This is a genomic window from Streptomyces sp. NBC_01233, assembly GCF_035989305.1.
Lineage (GTDB): Bacteria > Actinomycetota > Actinomycetes > Streptomycetales > Streptomycetaceae > Streptomyces.
Genome location: NZ_CP108514.1, coordinates 1,547,193 through 1,568,606, shown reverse-complemented (window position 1 = coordinate 1,568,606; position 21,414 = coordinate 1,547,193). Strand labels below are relative to the sequence as shown.

General features: G+C 69.7%; 1 protein-coding gene (cut by both window edges). It reads left to right on the top strand.

All 21,414 nt of this window come from inside a single coding sequence — locus tag OG332_RS07310, hypothetical protein, on the top strand. Of the gene's 78,117 coding nucleotides, 39,029 precede the window and 17,674 follow it; the stretch shown corresponds to coding positions 39,030-60,443, spanning codon 13,010 (partial) through codon 20,148 (partial); the first codon wholly inside the window starts at window position 2. Both the start codon and the stop codon lie outside the window.

Below are 21,414 nucleotides of genomic sequence, written 5' to 3'. Positions count from 1 at the left end.
CGAGCTGCGGGCCCGGGGATTCCTCGCCGTCGCGGACCCGGCCTTGCCGCGCACGATCGTGGACGGGATGAAGAAGCGCCTCGTTCTCACCGACGTGCACATGCAGTTCCTGCGAGACGTGCTGATGGCCGGCCTGCTCCCGGACAACCGCTACTCCCTCTACGACCTGTTCGAGGCGTCAGTAGACTCGGTCGGGGGCTTGGAGCTGTCGCTGCAGTACGGGGACGCGGTGAACCTGTATGAGCGGACTGAGCAGCTCCTCCGCCCCGACCTGTTGCCGTGGACCCCGGAGCATCCGTTCGTTGATCTGCCTCACCGCACCGCGTATCTCGAGTTGGCGGGGTCGCTCACCGGGGGCCGTGCCGGGGTGGAGGTTTCCGGGAGTGTCGCGCATCGGTCTCATGCGTTGGCGCTTTATGTGGTCAGTGGTCCTGATGGTGCGTTCCTGGCTGCTGGTGGTGGTCCTGCTGATCAGGTGCGGGAGCTTGAGCGTGTGGTGGTGCGTGCGGCGGACGGTGGGGGCGGGTTCCCGTCGCTGCTGATGCGTGACGAGGCTTTCGCCGCTCTGGCGGGTGCGCATGGTGGTGTGGCGCCGGGGTCGCGTGCTGCTTCGCGGGCTGCTTTGGTGGAGCGGGCTGGTGAGCTGGCGCAGGGCCTGCTGGGGGAGGCCGCGGCGCACCGGGCGATGGCGTTGGAGGCGCTGGCCGCGTTGCCTCCCGCCGATGGCGCTGCGGGGTCGGTGTGGGTGGCGATGGCCGGTCCGGGCGAGCGGGTGGGGAGTCTGGTGGTCGCCGGGCTTCAGGCGGGAACGCGGGATCAGCGGCTGGCGATGCGGGAGGTTGCGGCACTGCCCGGTGGGCGGCGGATGCTGGTGGAGGTGGAGGTGGGGTCCTCGCCGTCGCTGCGGGACATCTCCCGCTACGCGCAGCGGCCCGAGACGTTCCCGTACCTGTTCGCGGGGCAGACCGTGCTGACGGTCAGTGACTGGCAGGAACGCCAGGACGAGAGTGGTCCCTACACCCATGTGAAGGCGGCCGAGGCCGGCCCGCAGGCTGAGCCCGAGGAGGCGGACTGGAACAGTGGTTCCGACCTTGACGAGGAAGAGGGTCTGCCTGCGCAGGAGGACCTCGACGCTGTTTACGAGGCCGCGGTGGGGAAGGTTCTGATTGCCGACCCGCGTCTGGCCGGCACGGCGCGCTGGGCGCTCAAGGCCCTGTTCACCTACATCACCTCGCGTACTGACGCGACGGTTGAGGTCAGTGCGGTGTTCTTCCCGCCGGGCACGCGCAACACAGATGAGCTGCTGGGCAAGCTGATGGATCCCGAGGGCGATGCCGACCTCGAGCTCGTCCTCACTGCTTTCTCCTGGGCGGCTTTCGCGCATCCCTCGTCGCCTCACACGCTGAGTGCGTTGTGGGCTGCGGATCCCGGGCTGAATCCGGGGGGCGTGCCGCTGGCGCCCGCCGGCAGAGAACCGGCTGCCGTCATGGCGTGGCTGTTGCGCGTCTACAAGGCCTTGGACGTGGCGGTGTCCGATCCGCTGGGATTCCGGGATGTCCTGATGGGCGTGATGCTCAGGGGCAAGCGGATGAGCATGGTGGAGGCGTTCGGGGCGGCGCAGCAGGCGGGTGTGCGGGATCCGGCGGAGCCCGATGTCCGTGAGGCGGACACGGTCACCCTCCACAGCTGGGCCGACCACGCACTCAACCCGGAGAAGCGCGCGGCGGGTCTGCGGCTCCCGGCCGGCTTCAACAATGAAGACCTGAGTTTGCCGCACCGTGTGCGGTACGCGCTGTCGACCGGGTGGCTCACTCCGCAGCTCACGGGCGGTCCCGTCCTGGCGGAGATCGCGGCGCTGACCCGTGTTCCGGGACCGGTCGGGCGCTACGCGCAGTTCGGTAATCCGACGGCCGCGACGGCGGATTCACTTGGCCGGGTGGCTGCGCGGCGGGATGCTTTGCGGGCGTGGGTGTTGCGGCACGGGCACCCGTACATCCTGCGCAACGTGCGCGTGGAGCATGTGCCTGCCTTGTATCTGGCGGCTGGTGTGGATGGGGTGTTGCTGCGGGGTGAGCTGGATGAGGGTGTGGCGGCGCTGTCTGCGTTGGTGCGGTCGGTGCTGGGTGAGGCGTTCGGGTCGGGGGATGTGCGTGCTGGGGTGCCGCTGATCCTGCGGCGGCGGGGGATTGAGGAGCTGCTGTCGCGGGCGGAGGCGGTTCCTGTCGCCGCGCCTGACCGGCGGGTGCTGCTGGCCGGGCTGGCGGGCCGGGCGGCTGATGTGGTGCTGGGCGGGGGTGAGGGGCTGCTCGGTGAGCTGGTGCGGCACCGGGAGATGGCGGTGGAGGCGGTCGAGCTGCTGCCGGCGGTTCTGGGGCCGGTGTGGTGGGTGGGTTCCGGGGGTCAGACGGTGTCCGGGGTTCCTGCTCTGCACCGGGCGGGCACGAGCCGGGATGCGGTGCTGCGGGAAGCGGCCGTTGCCGGTGCCGTTGCTGGTGGTGTGGATGGTCTGGTGCTGTATGAGGTCCGGGATTCCACGGCGCGTGATGTGGCGGTGTTCGCACCGGATCCCGGTGCCCGGCCGGCGTTGTTCGCGCAGGCGACGGAGTTGCGGGAGGTGTCGCGTGGGGTGGTGTTCGACGCGGCTACCGGTCAGCGGTACACGCATGTGGTCCTTGCCGAGGTTCCCGCTCCGCTCCCGGTCCGCGAGTGGGACCGGGAGATCATCACCCGTGCCACTGCCCGCCCTGGCACCGACCGCGTCATCGGAGCCGACGCCCTGCCACCGACAGAGGTGGATGTGCGGTACGGCCCCAGGGTCGAGACGTTCTTCGACCAGCGGAAGTATGAGGTATACGACGGGCTAAACCGGACCGTCGCCCCCTCTGTTCCGCTCCCGTGGAAGGGATCGGGTGACGGCTTCGTCCTGAATGCGCATGCGACCGCTGGGATGTACTTCAGACTCGGCTCCCGGCGTGGCCTTCGCAATGTGACGGGCGGGGAAGCCGGCGATCTCCTGCGAGTGTTCCTCGAGCGCTACCGGCCGGGAGAGAAGGGGCTCACCCTGGTCCTCTTCGCGTGCCAGTCGGGTCAGCGGCTTCCCGGGTTTGACGCGCTGGGCCAGACGGTGGCGGACGCCAATCCGCGCCACGTCGTGTGGGCACCGAACACCCTCGGCACGCTATCCGTTCTCCCTGGCGGTAGGTTGAGACTGGGGCTGAAGCACGAATCGGGTGATCCGGAGCCGCGTTGGGAGCGGTTCACGGGGCGGGGGCCGGAGGCGATTGCTGCGGCGGCCCGGGCGGCGGATGCCGTCTTCGGTGGGCGGCCGGGGCGTTACGATGTGTTCTTCGGCTCGCAGCGGTGGCAGGAGCTGACCCGGCAGTACGAGGACGCCCTGGGCCGCGCGCTGGCCCGCACCCCGTCGGTGGTCCAGTACGGGCGTTCCCTCCTTCAGAAGCTGTATGGGAGCTATCTGGAGGAGACGGGGGACCCGAGCCGGGCCCTGCAGATGTTGCTGCCCCATGCGGATCTGTCCAAGCACGGAGAGGGGGCGTGGAGGGCGCACTACCTCCAGCCGGGGGCCGAGGCCACGCTGCTGCAGGTCGTCATTGCCCTGGCCGGAAGCCTGGGCGGGGTCACATTGGTCACACCGAGAGACATGAACAGTCCCCGATCCCATGAGCTGCGGGCCCGGGGGTTCCTCGCCGTCGGGGACCCGGCCTTGGCGATCGCGATCGTGAACGGGCTGAAGAAGCGCCTCGTTCTCACCGACCGGGACGTGCGGGTCCTGCGAACCGTGCTGATGGCCGGCCTGCTCCCGGACAACAACCGCTATTCCCTCTACGACCTGTTCGAGGCGTCTGTGGGCTCCGAAACGGCCCAGGGCTTGGAGCTGTCGCTGCTGTACGGGGACGCGGTGAACCTGTATGAGCGGACTGAGCAGCTCCTCCGCCCCGACCTGTTGCCGTGGAGCCCGGAGTATCCGTTCGTTGATCTGCCTCACCGCACCGCCTACCTGGAGTTGGCGGGGTCGCTCACCGGGGGCCGTGCCGGGGTGGAGGTTTCCGGGGGTGTCGCGCATCGGGCTCATGTGCTGGCGCTTCATGTGGTCAGTGGTCCTGATGGTGCGTTCCTGGCTGCTGGTGGTGGTCCTGCGGGGCAGGTGCGGGAGCTTGAGCGTGTGGTGGTGCGTGCGGCGGACGGTGGGGGCGGGTTCCCGTCGCTGCTGATGCGTGACGGGGCTTTCGCCGCTCTGGCGGGTGCGCATGGTGGTGTGGCGCCGGGGTCGCGTGCTGCTTCGCGTGCTGCTTTGGTGGAGCGGGCTGGTGAGCTGGCGCAGGGCCTGCTGGGGGAGGCCGCGGCGCACCGGGCGATGGCGTTGGAGGCGCTGGCCGCGTTGCCTCCCGCCGATGGTGCTGCGGGGTCGGTGTGGGTGGCGATGGCCGGTCCGGGCGAGCGGGTGGGGAGTCTGGTGGTCGCCGGGCTTCAGGCGGGAACGCGGGATCAGCGGCTGGCGATGCGGGAGGTTGCGGCACTGCCCGGTGGGCGGCGGATGCTGGTGGAGGTGGAGGTGGAGGTGGGGTCCTCGCCGTCGCTGCGGGACATCTCCCGCTACGCGCAGCGGCCCGAGACGTCCCCGCACTTGTTCGCGGGGCAGACCGTGCTGACGGTCAGTGACTGGCAGGAACGCCGGGATGAGAGTGGTCCCTACACTCATGTGAAGGCGGCCGAGGCCGGCCCGCAGGCCGAGCCTGAGGAAGCGGACTGGAACAGTGGTTCCGACCTTGATGAGGAAGAGGGTCTGCCTGCGCAGGAGGACCTCGACGCTGTTTATGAAGTAGCGGTGGGGAAGGTTCTGGTCGCCGATCCGCGTCTGGTCGAGACGGCGCGCCAAGCACTCAAGGCCCTGTTCGTCTACATCACCTTGCGTACTGACGCGATGGTTGACGTCAGTGCGGTCTTCTTCCCGCCGGGCACGCGCAATACGGATGAGCTGCTGAACAGTCTGCTCGACCCCGAGGGCGATGCCGACCCCGGGCTCGTCTTCACTGCCTTCTCCTGGGCGGCTTTCCAGCATCGCTCGTCGCCTCATACGGTGAGTGCGTTGTGGGCTGCGGATCCCGGGCTGAATCCGGGGGGCGTGCCGCTGGCGCCCGCAGGCAGAGAGCCGGCGGATGTCATGGCCTGGCTGTTGCGCGTCTACGAGGTCTTGGAAATGGAGGAGCCCGATCCGCTGGGATTCCGGGATTTCCTGATGGGCGTGATGCTCAGGGGCAAGCGGATGAGCATGGTGGAGGTGTTCGGGGCGGCGCAGCAGGTGGGTGTGCGGGATCGGGCGGAGCCCGATGTCCGTGAGGCGGACACGGTCGCCCTCCACAGCTGGGTCGACCACGCATTCGACCCGGTGGAGCGTTCGGCGAGTGTGCGGCTCCCGGCCGGTTTCGACAAGGGTGATCTGAGTCTGCCGCACCGTGTGCGGTATGCGTTGTCGACCGGGTGGCTCACTGAGCGCCTCACGGGCGCTCCCGCGCTGGCGGAGATCGCGGCGCTGACCCGTGTTCCGGGACCGGTCGGGCGCTACGCGCAGTTCGGTGCCCTGGCGGCCATGACGGCGGATTCACTTGGCCGGGTGGCTGTGCGGCGGGATGCGTTGCGGGCGTGGGTGTTGCGGCACGGGCATCCGTTCATCCTGCGCAACGTGCGCGTGGAGCATGTGCCTGCTTTGTATCTGGCGGCTGGTGTGGATGGGGTGTTGCTGCGGGGTGAGCTGGATGAGGGTGTGGCGGCGCTGTATCCGTTGGTGCGGTCGGTGCTGGGTGAGGCGTTCGGGTCGGGGGATGTGCGTGCTGGGGTGCCGCTGATCCTGCGGCGGCGTGGCATCGAGGAGCTGCTGTCGCGGGCGGAGGTAGTTCCTGCCGTCGCGCCTGACCGGGGGGTGGTGCTGGCGGGGCTGGCGGGCCGGGCGGCTGATGTGGTGCTGGGCGGGGGTGAGGGGCTGCTCGGTGAGCTGGTGCGGCACCGGGAGATGGCGGTGGAGGCGGTCGAGCTGCTGCCGGCCGTTCTGGGGCCGGTGTGGTGGGTGGGTTCCCAGGGCCAGAGCGTGTCCGGGGTTCCTGCTCTGCACCGGGCGGGCACGAGCCGGGATGCGGTGCTGCGGGAAGCGGCCGATGCCAGCGCCGTTGCTGGTGGTGTGGATGGTCTGGTGCTGTATGAGGTCCGGGATTCCACGGCGCGTGATGTGGCGGTGTTCGCGCCGGATCCCGGTGCCCGGCCGGCGTTGTTCGCGCGGGCGACGGAGTTGCGGGAGGTGTCGCGTGGGGTGGTGTTCGACGCGGCTACCGGTCAGCGGTACACGCATGTGGTCCTTGCCGAGGTTCCCGCTCCGCTCCCGGTCCGCGAGTGGGACCGGGAGATCATCACCCGCGCGGCCACCCGCCCTGGCACCGACCGCGTCGTCGGAGCCAACGCCATGTCGCCGTCACAGCGGCATGTGCGGCACCACCGCACGGCCGAGATCTTCTTCGACATACGCCACTACGATAGAAGGGATGACTCAGACTGGGTCGTCGCCTCCTCTATCCCGGTCCCGTGGAACGGATCGGGTGACGGCTTCGTCCTGAGTTCCCATGTGTCGCAGGCGATGTTCTTTCCGCTCGGTTCCCGGCGTGGCCTTCGCAGGGTGACGGGCGGGGAGGTCGGCGATCACCTGCGAGAGCTCCTCAGACGCTACCGGCCGGGAGAGAAGGGGCTCGCCCTGGTCCTCTTCGCGTGCCGGCCGGGCCAGTCGCTTCCCGGGTTTGACGCGCTGGGCCAGACGGTGGCGGACGCCAATCCGCGCCACCTGGTGTGGGCACCTAACGTCATCAGCAGCGGATACGGTGTGGGCACCGCCGATGGGGTCGCATTGGGTCTGGTGCACGAATCGGGTGATCCGGAGCCGCGTTGGGTGCGGTTCACGGGGCGCGGGCCGGAGGCGATTGCCGCGGCGGCTCGGGAGGCGGATGCCGTCTTCGGTGGGCGGCCGGGGCGTTACGATGTGTTCTTCGGCTCGCAGCGGTGGCAGGAGCTGACCCGGCAGTACGAGGACGCCCTGGGCCGCGCGCTGGCCCGCAACCAGGCGGTGGTCGAGGACGCGCGTGTCCTCCTGCAGGGTTTGTATGAAAGCTACCTGGAGGAGACGGGGGACCCGGGCCAGGCCCTGCAGATGCTGCTGCCCGCGGCGGACATGTCTGAGGGCCGCGAGGAGGAGTGGAGGGCGCACTTCCTCCAGCCGGGGTCCGGGGCCACGCTGGAGGAGTTCGTCAGTGCCCTGGCCGGAAGCCTGGGCGGTGTCACAACGGTCAAACCGAGAGACAAGAACAGCCCCCGATTCCATGCGCTGCGGACCCGGGGATTCCTCGCCGTCGCGGACCCGGCCTTGCCGCGCACGATCGTGGACGGGATGAAGGAGCGCATCCTTCTCAACGACGAGGAAGTGCGGATCCTGCGAGCGGTGCTGATGGCCGGCCTGCTCCCGGACAACCGCTACTCCCTCTACGACCTGTTCGAGGCGTCAGTGGGCTCCGAAACGGCCCAGGGCTTGGAGATGTCGCTGCTGTACGGGGACGCGGTGAACCTGTACGAGCGGACGGAGGCGTTCCTCCGCTCCAACGGGTTGCCGTGGAGCCTGGAGCATCCGTTCGTCGATCTGCCTCACCGCAGCGCGTATCTCGAGTTGGCGGGTTCGCTTACCGGGGGCCGTGGCGGGGTGGAGGTTTCCGGGGGTCTTGAGCATCGGGCTCATGTGCTGGCGCTTTATGTGGTCAGTGGTCCTGATGGTGCGTTCCTGGCTGCTGGTGGTGGTCCTGCGGGGCAGGTGCGGGAGCTTGTGCGTTCGGTGGTGCGTGCGGCGGACGGTGGGGGCGGGTTCCCGTCGCTGCTGATGCGTGACGGGGCTTTCGCCGCTCTGGCGGGTGCGCATGGTGGTGTGGCGCCGGGGTCGCGTGCTGCTTCGCGTGCTGCTTTGGTGGAGCGGGCTGGTGAGCTGGCGCAGGGCCTGCTGGGGGAGGCCGCGGCGCACCGGGCGATGGCGTTGGAGGCGCTGGCCGCGTTGCCTCCCGCCGATGGTGCTGCGGGGTCGGTGTGGGTGGCGATGGCCGGTCCGGCCGGGCCGGTGGGGAGTCTGGTGGTCGCCGGGCTTCAGGCGGGAACGCGGGATCAGCGGCTGGCGATGCGGGAGGTTGCGGCACTGCCCGGTGGGCGGCGGATGCTGGTGGAGGTGGAGGTGGAGGTGGGGTCCTCGCCGTCGCTGCGGGACATCTCCCGCTACGCGCAGCGGCCCGAGACGTCCCCGCACTTGTTCGCGGGGCAGACCGTGCTGACGGTCAGTGACTGGCAGGAACGCCGGGATGAGAGTGGTCCCTACACTCATGTGAAGGCGGCCGAGGCCGGCCCGCAGGCCGAGCCTGAGGAAGCGGACTGGAACAGTGGCTCCGACCTTGATGAGGAAGAGGGGCTGCCTTCGCAGGAGGACCTCGACGCTGTTTACGAAGTAGCGGTGGGGAAGGTTCTGATTGCCGACCCGCGTCTGGCCGGCACGGCGCGCCAGGCACTCAAGGCCCTGTTCACCTACATCACCTCGCGTACTGACGCGACGGTTGAGGTCAGTGCGGTGTTCTTCCCGCCGGACACGCGCAATACAGATGATCTGCTGGCGAAGCTGATGGATCCCGAGGGGGATGCCGACCCCGGGCTCGTCTTCGCTGCTTTCTCCTGGGCGGCTTTCGCGCATCGCTCGTCGCCTCACACGCTGAGTGCGTTGTGGGCTTCGGATCCCGGGCTGAATCCGGGGGGCGTGCCGCTGGCGCCCGCCAGCAGAGAACCGGCGGATGTCATGGCCTGGCTGTTGCGCGTCTACAAGGCCTTGGAAATGGCGGAGCCCGATCCGCTGGGATTCCGGGATTTCCTGATGGGCGTGATGCTCAGGGACAAGCGGATGAGCATGGTGGAGGCGTTCGGGGCGGCGCAGCAGGCGGGTGTGCGGGATCCGGCGGAGCCCGATGTCCGTGAGGCGGACACGGTCGCCCTCCACAGCTGGGCCGACCACGCATTCGACCCGGAGGAGCGCGCGGCGAGTGTGCGGCTCCCGGCCGGCTTCAACAAGGAAGAACTGAGTTTGCCGCACCGTGTGCGGTATGCGTTGTCGACCGGGTGGCTCACTCCGCAGCTCACGGGCGCTCCCGTGCTGGCGGAGATCGCTGAGCTGACCGCTGTTCCGGGACCGGTCGGGCGCTACGCGCAGTTCGGTGCCCTGGCGGCCATGACGGCGGATTCACTTGGCCGGGTGGCTGCGCGGCGGGATGCTTTGCGGGCGTGGGTGTTGCGGCACGGGCACCCGTACATCTTGAGCAACGTGCGCGTGGAGCATGTGCCTGCTCTGTATCTGGCGGCTGGTGTGGATGGGGTGTTGCTGCGGGCTGGACTGGATGAGGGTGTGGCGGCGCTGTATCCGCTGGTGCGGTCGGTGCTGGGTGAGGCGTTCGGATCGGGGGATGTGCGTGCTGGGGTGCCGCTGATCCTGCGGCGGCGTGGCATCGAGGAGCTGCTGTCGCGGGCGGAGGCGGTTCCTGCCGCGGCGCCTGACCGGGGGGTGGTGCTGGCGGGGCTGGCGGGCCGGGCGGCTGATGTGGTGCTGGGCAGGGGTGAGGGGCTGCTCGGTGAGCTGGTGCGGCACCGGGAGATGGCGGTGGAGGCGGTCGAGCTGCTGCCGGCCGTTCTGGGGCCGGTGTGGTGGGTGGGTTCCGGGGGTCAGAGCGTGTCCGGGGTTCCTGCTCTGCACCGGGCGGGCACGAGCCGGGATGCGGTGCTGCGGGAAGCGGCCGTTGCCGTTGCCGGTGCCGTTGCTGGTGGTGTGGATGGTCTGGTGCTGTATGAGGTCCGGGATTCCACGGCGCGTGATGTGGCGGTGTTCGCACCGGATCCCGGTGCCCGGCCGGCGTTGTTCGCGCAGGCGACGGAGTTGCGGGAGGTGTCGCGTGGGGTGGTGTTCGACGCGGCTACCGGTCAGCGGTACACGCATGTGGTCCTTGCCGAGGTTCCCGCTCCGCTCCCGGTCCGCGAGTGGGACCGGGAGATCATCACCCATGCCACTACCCGCCCTGGCACCGACCGCGTCATCGGAGCCGACGCCCTGCCACCGACAGATGTGGATGTGCGGTACGGCCCCAGGGTCGAGACGTTCTTCGACCAGCGGAAGTATGAGGTATACGACGGGCTAAACCGGACCGTCGCCCCCTCTGTTCCGCTCCCGTGGAAGGGATCGGGTGACGGCTTCGTCCTGAATGCGCATGCGACCGCTGGGATGTACTTTCCGCTCGGTTCCCGGCGTGGCCTTCGCAGGGTGACGGGCGGGGAGGTCGGCGATCACCTGGGAGAGCTCCTCAGACGCTACCGGCCGGGAGAGAAGGGGCTCGCCCTGGTCCTCTTCGCGTGCCGGCCGGGTCAGCGGCTTCCCGGGTTTGACGCGCTGGGCCAGACGGTGGCGGACGCCAATCCGCGCCAGGTCGTGTGGGCACCGAGCACCGTCAGCACGGTAACCGTTTATTCGCGGGGTAGGTTGAGGCTGGGGCTGAGGCACGAATCGGGTGATCCGGAGCCGCGTTGGGAGCGGTTCACGGGGCGGGGGCCGGAGGCGATTGCCGCGGCGGCCCGGGCGGCGGACGCCGTCTTCGGTGGGCAGCCGGGGCGTTACGACGTGTTCTTCGGCTCGCAGCGGTGGCAGGAGCTGACCCGGCAGTACGAGGACGCCCTGGGCCGCGCGCTGGCCCGCAACCCGTCGCTGGTCGAGTACGGGCGTTCCCTCCTTCAGAAGCTGTATGAGAGCTACCTGGAGGAGACGGGGGACCCGGGCCGGGCCCTGCGGATGCTGCTGCCCCACGTGGACATGTCCGTGCGCGGCGAGGGAGTGTGGAGGGCGCACTACCTTCAGCCGGGGTCCGGGGCCACGCTGCTGCAGGTCGTCATGGTCCTGGCTGCAAGCCTCGGTGGGGGCACATCGGTCAAACCGAGAGACAAGGAAACTCCCCGATTCCACGAGCTGCGGGCCCGGGGATTCCTCGCCGTCGGGGACCCGGTCTTGGCGATCGCGATCGTGAACGGGCTGAAGAAGCGCCTCGTTCTCACCGACCTGCACATGCGGGTCCTGCAAGACGTGCTGATGGCCGGCCTGCTCCCGGACAACCGCTACTCCCTCTACGACCTGTTCGAGGCGTCAGTGGGCTCCCAAACGGCCCAGGGCTTGGATCTGTCGCTGCTGTACGGGGACGCGGTGAACCTGTACGAGCGGACCGAGCAGTTCGTTCGCCCCAACGGGTTGCCGTGGACCCCGGAGCATCCGTTCGTTGATCTGCCCCACCGCACCGCCTACCTGGAGTTGGCGGGGTCGCTCACCGGGGGCCGTGCCGGGGTGGAGGTTTCCGGGGGTGTCGCGTATCGGGCTCATGTGCTGGCGCTTCATGTGGTCAGTGGTCCTGATGGTGCGTTCCTGGCTGCTGGTGGTGGTCCTGCGGGGCAGGTGCGGGAGCTTGTGCGTTCGGTGGTGCGTGCGGCGGACGGTGGGGGCGGGTTCCCGTCGCTGCTGATGCGTGACGGGGCTTTCGCCGCTCTGGCGGGTGCGCATGGTGGTGTGGCGCCGGGGTCGCGTGCTGCTTCGCGTGCTGCTTTGGTGGAGCGGGCTGGTGAGCTGGCGCAGGTCGTGCTGGGGGAGGCCGCGGCGCACCGGGCGATGGCGTTGGAGGCGCTGGCCGCGTTGCCTCCCGCCGATGGTGCTGCGGGGTCGGTGTGGGTGGCGATGGCCGGTCCGGCCGGGCCGGTGGGGAGTCTGGTGGTCGCCGGGCTCCAGGCCGGCACGCGGGATCAGCGGCAGGCGATGCGGGAGGTTGCGGCACTGCCCGGTGGGCGGCGGATGCTGGTGGAGGTGGAGGCGGGGTCCTCGCCGTCGCTGCGGGACATCTCCCGCTACGCGCAGCAGCCCGAGACGTCCCCGTACCTGTTCGCCGGGCAGACCGTGCTGACGGTCAGCGACTGGCAGGAACGCCAGGACGAGAGTGGTCCCTACACCCATGTGAAGGCGGCCGAGGCCGGCCCGCAGGCCGAGCCTGAGGAAGCGGACTGGAACAGTGGCTCCGACCTTGATGAGGAAGAGGGTCTGCCTGCGCAGGAGGACCTCGACGCTGTTTACGAGGCCGCGGTGGGGAAGGTTCTGATCGCCGACCCGCGTCTGGCCGGCACGGCGCGCCAGGCACTCAAGGCCCTGTACCTCTATATCGCCTTGCGTACTGACGCGATGGTTGACGTCAGTGCGGTGTTCTTCCCGTCGGGCACGCGCAATACGGATGAGCTGCTGAACAGTCTGCTCGATCCCAAGGGCGATGCCGACCCCGGGCTTCTCTTCACTGCCTTCTCCTGGGCGGCTTTCCAGCATCGCTCGTCGCCTCACACGGTGAGTGCGTTGTGGGCGTCGGATCCCGGGCTGAATCCGGGGGGCGTGCCGCTGGCGCCCGCCGGCAGAGAGCCGGCTGCCGTCATGGCGTGGCTGCTGCGTGTCTACAAGGCCTTGGAAATGGAGGTGTCCGATCCGCTGGGATTCCGGGATTTCCTGATGGGCGTGATGCTCAGGGACAAGCGGATGAGCATGGTGGAGGCGTTCGGGGCGGCGCAGCAGGTGGGTGTGCGGGATCCGGCGGAGCCCGATGTCCGTGAGGCGGACACGGTCGCCCTCCACAGCTGGGCCGACCACGCATTCGACCCGGAGGGGCGCTTGGCGCGTCTGCGGCTCCCGGCGGGCTTCGACAGCGGTGAGCTGAGCCTGTCGCACCGTGTGCGGTATGCGTTGTCGACCGGGTGGCTCACTCCGCGCCTCACGGGCGGTCCCGTGCTGGCGGAGATCGCTGAGCTGACCGGTGTTCCGGGACCGGTTGGGCGCTACGCGCAGTTCGGTGGTCTGGGGGCTACGACGGCGGATTCACTTGGCCGGGTGGCTGTGCGGCGGGATGCGTTGTGGGCGTGGGTGTTGCGGCACGGGCATCCATTCATCCTGCGGAACGTGCGCGTGGAGCATGTGCCTGCTTTGTATCTGGCGGCTGGTGTGGATGGGGTGTTGCTGCGGGCTGGGCTGGATGGGGGTGTGGCGGCGCTGTCTGCGTTGGTGCGGTCGGTGCTGGGTGAGGCGTTCGGGTCGGGGGATGTGCGTGCTGGGGTGCCGCTGATCCTGCGGCGGCGGGGGATTGAGGAGCTGCTGTCGCGGGCGGAGGCGGTTCCTGTCGCGGCGCCTGACCGGGGGGTGGTGCTGGCGGGGCTGGCGGGCGGGGCGGCTGAGCTGGTGCTGGGCGGGGGTGAGGGGCTGCTCGGTGAGCTGGTGCGGCACCGGGAGATGGCGGTGGAGGCGGTCGAGCTGCTGCCGGCGGTTCTGGGGCCGGTGTGGTGGGTGGGTTCCGGGGGTCAGACGGTGTCCGGGGTTCCTGCTTTGCACCGGGCGGGCACGAGCCGGGATGCGGTGCTGCGGGAAGCGGCCGTTGCCGGTGCCGTTGCCGGTGCCGGTGCCGGTGCCGTTGCTGGTGGTGTGGATGGTCTGGTGCTGTATGAGGTCCGGGATTCCACGGCGCGTGATGTGGCGGTGTTCGCGCCGGATCCCGGTGCCCGGCCGGCGTTGTTCGCGCGGGCGACGGAGTTGCGGGAGGTGTCGCGTGGGGTGGTGTTCGACGCGGCTACGGGTCAGCGGTACACGCATGTGGTCCTTGCCGAGGTTCCCGCTCCGCTGCCGGTCCGCGAGTGGGACCGGGAGATCATCACCCGTGCCACTGCCCGCCCTGGCACCGACCGCGTCATCGGAGCCGACGCCCTGCCACCGACAGAGATGGATGTGCGGTACAGCCCCAGGGTCGAGACGTTCTTCGACCAGCGGGAGTATGAGGTATACGACGGGCTAAACCGCCTCGTCGCCCCCTCTGTTCCGCTCCCGTGGAAGGGATCGGGTGACGGCTTCGTCCTGAATGCGCATGCGACCGCTGGGATGTACTTCGACCTCGGCTCCGGGCGTGGCCTTCGCAGGGTGACGGGCGGGGAGGTCGGCCGTTACCTGCGAGTGTTCCTCGAGCGCTACCGGCCGGGAGAGCGGGGGCTCACCCTGGTCCTCTTCGCGTGCCAGCCGGGTCAGCGGCTTCCCGGGTTTGACGCGCTGGGCCAGACGGTGGCGGACGCCAATCCGCGCCACGTCGTGTGGGCACCGAGCACCCTCGGCACGATATCCCTTGATTCGCGCGGTAGGTTGAGGCTGGGGCTGACGCACGAATCGGGTGATCCGGAGCCGCGTTGGGTGCGGTTCACGGGGCGCGGGCCGGAGGCGATTGCCGCGGCGGCCCGGGCGGCGGATGCCGTCTTCGGTGGACGGCCGGGGCGTTACGATGTGTTCTTCGGCTCGCAGCGGTGGCAGGAGCTGACCCGGCAGTACGAGGACGCCCTGGGCCGCGCGCTGGCCCGCACCCCGTCGCTGGTCCAGTACGGGCGTGTCCTCCTAAAGGGGCTGTACAAGAGCTACCTGGCGGAGACGGGGGACCCGAGCCGGGCCCTGCAGATGCTGCTGCCCCATGCGGATCTGTCCAAGCACGGAGAGGGGGCGTGGAGGGCGCACTACCTCCAGCCGGGGGCCGAGGCCACGCTGCTGCAGGTCGTCATTGCCCTGGCCGGAAGCCTGGGCGGGGTCACATCGATAACACCGAGAGACAAGAACACTCCCCGATCCCATGAGCTGCGGACCCGGGGATTCCTCGCCGTCGCGGACCCGGCCTTGGCGATCGCGATCGTGAACGGGCTGAAGAAGCGCCTCGTTCTCACCGACCGGGACGTGCGGTCCCTGCGAACCGTGCTGATGGCCGGCCTGCTCCCGGACAACCGCTATTCCCTCTACGACCTGTTCGAGGCGTCTGTGGGCTCCCAAACGGCCCAGGGCTTGGATCTGTCGCTGCAGTACGGGGACGCGGTGAACCTGTATGAGCGGACCGAGCAGTTCCTCCGCCCCAACGGGTTGCCGTGGAGCCCGGAGCATGTTGTTGATCTGCCTCACCGCACCGCGTATCTCGAGCTGGCGGGGTCGCTCACCGGGGGCCGTGCCGGGGTGGAGGTTTCCGGGGGTGTCGCGTATCGGGCTTATGCGCTGGCGCTTCATGTGGTCAGTGGTCCTGATGGTCCCCTTCTGGCCGCTGAGGGCGGCCTCGCCGGGCAGGTGCGGGAGCTTGTGCGTTCGGTGGTGCGTGCGGCGGACGGTGGGGGCGGGTTCCCGTCGCTGCTGATGCGCGACGGGGCCTTCGCCGCTCTGGCGGGTGCGCATGCTGGTACGGCGCCGGGGTCGCGTGCGGGGTCGCGGGCTGCTTTGGTGGAGCGGGCCGGCCAGCTGGCGCAGGCTGTGCTGCGGGAGGCTGCGGCGCACCGGGCGATGGCGTTGGAGGCGCTGGCCTCGTTGCCCCCCGCCGAGGCTGCCGGGGCGGCCGGGGGGCCGGTGTGGGTGGCGATGGCTGGTCCGGGCGAGCGGGTGGGGAGTCTGGTGGTCGCCGGGCTTCAGGCCGGCACGCGGGATCAGCAGCAGGCGATGCGGGAGGTTGCGGCACTGCCCCGTGGGCGGCGGATGCTGGTGGAGGTGGAGGCGGGGTCCTCGCCGTCGCTGCGGGACATCTCCCGCTACGCGCAGCAGCCCGAGACGTCCCCGCACTTGTTCGCCGGGCAGACCGTGCTGACGGTCAGTGACTGGCAGGAACGCCAGGACGAGAGTGGTCCCTACACCCATGTGAAGGCGGCCGAGGCCGGCCCGCAGGCCGAGCCCGACGAAGCGGACTGGAACAGCGGTTCCGATTCGGAGGCCGACGACTCGACGGAGCCGTTCCTCTCACCCGCGGACGAAGAGTCCATGCTGACGGACATGAGCCGTACGTACGACGGTTCACTTGCCTTTGTCATAGCCAGGGATGCCAGTCTCGTCGCTCCAGCGCGGGCCTTCCTTGGCGGCCTGTCGGTGATCCTCTCCCAGGGGCATGAACGTGAGGACGTCGAGGAAGCTTTCTTCAGGTCGGGAACCGAGGAGAATCCCGAAGAGGCATTCCACCTCCTGACCGACGAGGAGGCCGACGCCACCACGCTGGACCGGGTTGTCACCGCCATCGTCGAGGCCGCATACGCGAACACCGGCTCGCCGCTCACCCTTGCCCGGTTGTGGGCCGACGATCCCGGTCTCAATGGTCATGGGTTGCCCGTCCGGCCGACGGGAGACACCCTCGGCGCGGCAGTGGAGTGGCTACTGCGTGTCCACCGGGCCCTTGACGTCGCCAAGTCGCCACCGATGGCCTTCCGGGACGCACTGATGGCCTGGTCGCTTTCCCGGGGGATGGCGCTGCCGGAGTTCCTCCAGGCGGCGCAGCGCGCGGGAGTACGGGATGCGGCGGAGCCCGATGCCGACGCGGACCCGGCGGTCCTGTACAGCTGGGCCGACCACGCCCTGAAGGGCCGGCTCGACAGCCCCCTCCTGCCCGACGACTTCGACGTAGACGATCTCGCGCTGCCGCACCGTCGCCTGTACGGGTGGTACACGGCCTGGATGAAGGACCTCATCGGAGGCGCAGACGGTCCGGACAACGTGATCATCCTGCGGTCGATCGCCGACCTCGCCGACGTACCCGGCAGTCGTGGTGACTACCGCCAGTTCACTCTGACCGGCGAGGAGGTATTCACCGAGGAGAACGACAGGACGCGCATCGAACGGCGAGAGGCGCTCTGGTCCTGGCTGTTGCGCCACGGGGACTCCGTGTTCCTGCAGAACGTGCACATCGAGCACGTTCCGGCTTTGTTCCTGGTGACGGGCCCGGATGCTCCGTTGCTGCGGGTTTCTTCGGAGGCGGGGCCGGCGGAGCTGGCCTCAGCGGTGTGGTCGGCGGCGGTCACGGCCTTGGCGAGTGAGGATGTAGGGGCGACGCTGCCGCTGCTCCTGCGTCGGCACGCGATGACCGGTGACCGCCTGGCCGAGGTACTTGGTGCGCCCGGCTCCGGCCCGGACCGGGGACTGGGAGAGCTGGCGGCCGCGATCGCCGCGCGGTTGGTTCCGAATGTCGAGGTGTTCCGGGAGGATCTGCGTCGGCATCGGGAGATGGCGCTTGAGGCGGTGGAGTTGCTGCCTGCGGTTTTGGCCCCGGTGTACTGGACGGGGCCCGCTGGGCAGTCGGTCCTGGAGGTTTCCGCGCTGCATTCCGCGACCACGAGCAAGGAGGTGGCGCTGCGGGAGGTGTCGGGCATCGGTCCGGGCCGGCCCGTGCTGTACGAGGTCCGGGAGGCGACGGCGCGTGATGTTGCCGTGTTCGCCGCGGAGCCGGGTGGTCGCCCGGCGTTGTTCCCGTACCCGACGCGGCTGCGGGAGATATCGCGCGAGGAGGTCCTGGACGCGGCGAGCGGACGGTGGCACACGCATGTCGTGCTCGCCGAGCTGCCGCGGCCGCTGCCGAAGGATGCCTGGGATCAAGAGATCATCACTCGGAATCTGATCCATCCCTCTACGGGCCGAATCATCGGCGTCACCGCACAGAGCGATTCCGAGGCTTTCCCTTTCGTGAACGCCAGCAGGCGGTTCTTCGACCGGAACGAGTACTCGGTGTGGGACGGCAGCGAGCGCGGGACGCTACCCGTCCCCTACGGGACCGCAGAGGAGGAGTTCCTATGGGTTTCCCACGGTCACAGGAACTCCCTGGCCGCCATCACCGGGTCCCGGAGGGGCGACCGGGCAGCGACCGGCGGGGAGGTCGGACGGTTCCTGCGCAACATGGTTCCGGTGTTGCGGCCCGGCGAGCCCCTGCAACTCGTTGTCATGGCCTGCTATGCGGGGCAGAGTCTTCCCGGTATCAACCCCTGGGCGCAGACCGTGGCCAACGAGAGTCGGCGGAGGACTATCGCTGCGCCTGTAAAGACTGGTTACCTCTCCCGCGATGGCGTGATGAAAACGCTGCTCTTCGACCAGTCCGGCAGGCCCGAGCCTCGCTGGCTGACGTTCGTTCCCCAGGAGAGGGCTGAGGCCGAGGCGGCCGTGCGTGCATGGGGACGCTCTTTCGCGGGGGCGCCGTACCGCTTCGCCGCGCTCTTCGGCTCGGACGACTGGGACGCGCGGATCCGTGCGCACGAGCATGCCTTGGGCCGGGCGCTCGCAGCCGATCCGCAGCTCATCGCTTCGGCGACGCAATTGGTTCGTCGCCTCATCGACGCTCAGATCGAACTGCGCGATCACGATCACGATCACGATCACGAGCACGAGCACGAGCACGAGCACGAGCACGAGCACGACGACGAGGGCGCGGAGAGCGTCTTCTTCGTGGCGGACGGTGATACGGGCGAAGCGGAGACGCAACTCGGCCGGCTGCTCGACGAGAACACGGTTGCGTTCTTGCCGGGTTACGCGCAGGCCCTGCTCGGTGCGATGGCCGGTGACATCGAGCACGAGCCGTCCGGTGAGGAAGACGTGGTCGAGCTTGAGAAGCGTGGCTTCCTCACCGTCAGTGCCCCCGACCGAGTGAGCAATGTACTGGACCGCGTAAAGTCGGCCTTGAACCTGTCCGCGCGTCAGATGGACGAACTGCGGCTGATCATGCTGGGCGGACTGCTGTACGGCAACGAGTACGGTTTGTACGACCTCGTGCAGGCAATCGTGGAGGCCGACGCCGCGTACGGCGCGGAGCGCTGGCTGCCGAGTGGCGATGCCGTCCACCTGTACGCGTGGGTTCGGATGGTGCTGCGGTCACGCGGCCTGCCGGAGGTAGCAGACGATCGCGCGTGGGAGCTGCCGCACCACGGTGCCTACCTCGACCGTCTGCGGTGGTTCACTCCCGAGGTGAGCGGGGACGGTGCTGTTCCCGATGGTGTCTGGCAGGCGCTGGCTCGGGGGGAGGCCGCGCTTGCGGCCGACGGTCCCACGCCGAAGCCGCGGTCTGGCGACACGGCTGCGCCGCTCGGCAGCTGGCGTGCACGGCAGCTCGCTCTCACCGCGTGGCACGAGCGCCACGGAGGTTCGGCGCTGGACGGGCTGCACCCCGCCCATGCTGCGGCCCTGTATCTCCTCCGCGGCCCCGACGGACCGTTCATCGCGAGCGGGGGACGGGGGGAGGAGCTGATCACGGCGGTGCGGTCGGCCGCCGCCGGCATGGGGCGGTATCCGGCTCTGCTGATGCGCGATGACGGCTTCGCCGAGCTGGCCCGCTCCCTCGACCAGGCTCCGCCCACCGGGCGACCCGTCCTGTTGAGTCAATTGTTCAACCGTGCCAATGGCCTCCTGCCGGACCTGCAGAGCGAGGTGCCGATGCACCGGGCGATGGCTGTAGAGGCGCTGGAGGCATTGCCTGAGCCGGCCTTGGGCGGCCCTCCGGTATGGCTGACGCTGCTTGTGCCCGGCGTGCTGGCGGATACGGAGCCGGCGAGGCAACCGAACGGCTTCGGCTCCTTCGTGGTGCCGGCCTTGACCGCGGCCACGCAGCACGCTCGTGTCGCGGCGACCGACCTCCTCGCCGCGGCCACCGAGTCCGGGGCCGGACCGGAGGCCTACCGGGTGCAGGCCGAGGTGGTGGCGTCCCGCCACCGTGATGTGTCGCTGTTCGCTCCGGACCCCTCCCGGGGGGAGGCCGTATTCCCCGAAGGGACCGTCCTGAAGGTCCTCGACCGCGAGGTCCGCGAGGATTTCCACGGGCCCTACGTGCACCTGCGCGTGACCGACCCGGAGGTGGACGCGCCGGGGAGCCCCGATGACCGTCCGGACCAGGGACCGGCGGAACCGGAGGAGCAGGACTGGAACTCCGGCTGGGAGGAAGACGAGCCGGACCTGCCGTCGCTGGATGACCAGAGCCTGGTATACGAAAGAGCAGTGGGCCACGTCCTGAGCGGCGACCCGCACCTGTTGGGACTGGCGCGCAATGCTGTCGCGGGCCTGGAATCCTTCTTGACGGGAGCCGTGGGAGGAACGGCCCCTGTGAGCCAGGCCTTCTTCCCGACCGGTACGGACAGCGACACCGAAACCGACCTGCGGAGACTGATCGACAGCCCTAACACGCAGATGCGTGCCCTCGTGCAGGCGTTCTCCAGCGCCGCGTACTCCCATCCCTCCTCGCCCTACACGCTGGGCGCCGTCTGGGCGGCCCACCCCGCGCTGCGTCCGCAGGGCGTGCCGCTCGCCCCCGCTGCTGCCGAGCCCGGGGCCGTCGTGGAGTGGCTGCTGCGTGCCTATCGGGCCCTGAACCTGGCCGACTCCGACTCACTGCAGTTCCGCAATGTCCTCATGGGTGTCATGCTCGGCCAGAACAGCATGACCTTCCGGCAGGTGTTGCAGGCGGCGCAGCGGGCAGGGGTGTGGGACCCGGCGGAACCGGACGCCCGAGAGGCGGAAACGGTCGCGCTCCACAGCTGGATCGACCACGCGCTGAATCCGGTGGAGCGCTCGCGCACAGCGCGGCTGCCGTGGGGCTTCGAGGCGGGCGAGCTCACGTTGCCGGACCGTCGGCGGTACGCGTTGCTCAGCGACTGGCTCACGCCGGAGTTCACCGGTGGCGAGGCCGTGCTGTGGTCGATCGCCATGCTGACCGGAGCACCGGGAAGCACCGAGTACGACGCGGTCCGGCGACAGCCCACCGTCGCCGTGCCGGCGGTGGAGACGCGGTGGGACGCGTTGCGCGCCTGGATAGTGCGCCATGGACACCCGGTCGTATTGCGGAACGTGCAGACCGAGCATCTCCCGGCCCTGTATCTGGCGGCGGGACCGGACGGGGCACTGCTGCGGGCACCGTTGGACCAGGGCCCGCAGGTGCTGGAGCCAGTGGTCAGGACGGTGGTGGCACGGGCGTTTGCCTCCAGCGACGTACTGGCGGAGCTTCCGCTGTACGCGCAGCGGCCGTCCGACGTGGCAGGTCTGGTGATGCAGGCCCAGGCGGTCGGAGCGGCCGATCCCGGTCGGCCGGCGCGGCTGACCGCGCTGGCCAACCGGACGGCGGACCTTCTGCTGGTCCAGGCCGAGCGGCTGCACCGGGAGGTGATCCGGCACCGGGAGATGGCACTGGAAGCGGTCGAGCTGCTGCCCGCCCTGCTGGCCTCCGTGTGGTGGGCCACCCGCGATGACCGGCCCGTCAGGGCGGTGCCCGCACTCCACCCGGCCCGTACAAGCAGGGAAGCGGTCCTGCGCGAGGCGGCCGCCGACGGTGAGCCGGGTGCTCTGGTGGTCTATGAGGTCAGGGAGTCGACAGCGCGCGACGTCGCCGTCTTCGCCGCGACCCCGGCGTCCGGACCCGCGCTCTTCCCCCGGCCGACCGGTTTGCGCGAGGTGTCGCGTGAGGAGGCTCTCGATGTCGCGACCGGCCAGCGGTACACGCACGTCGT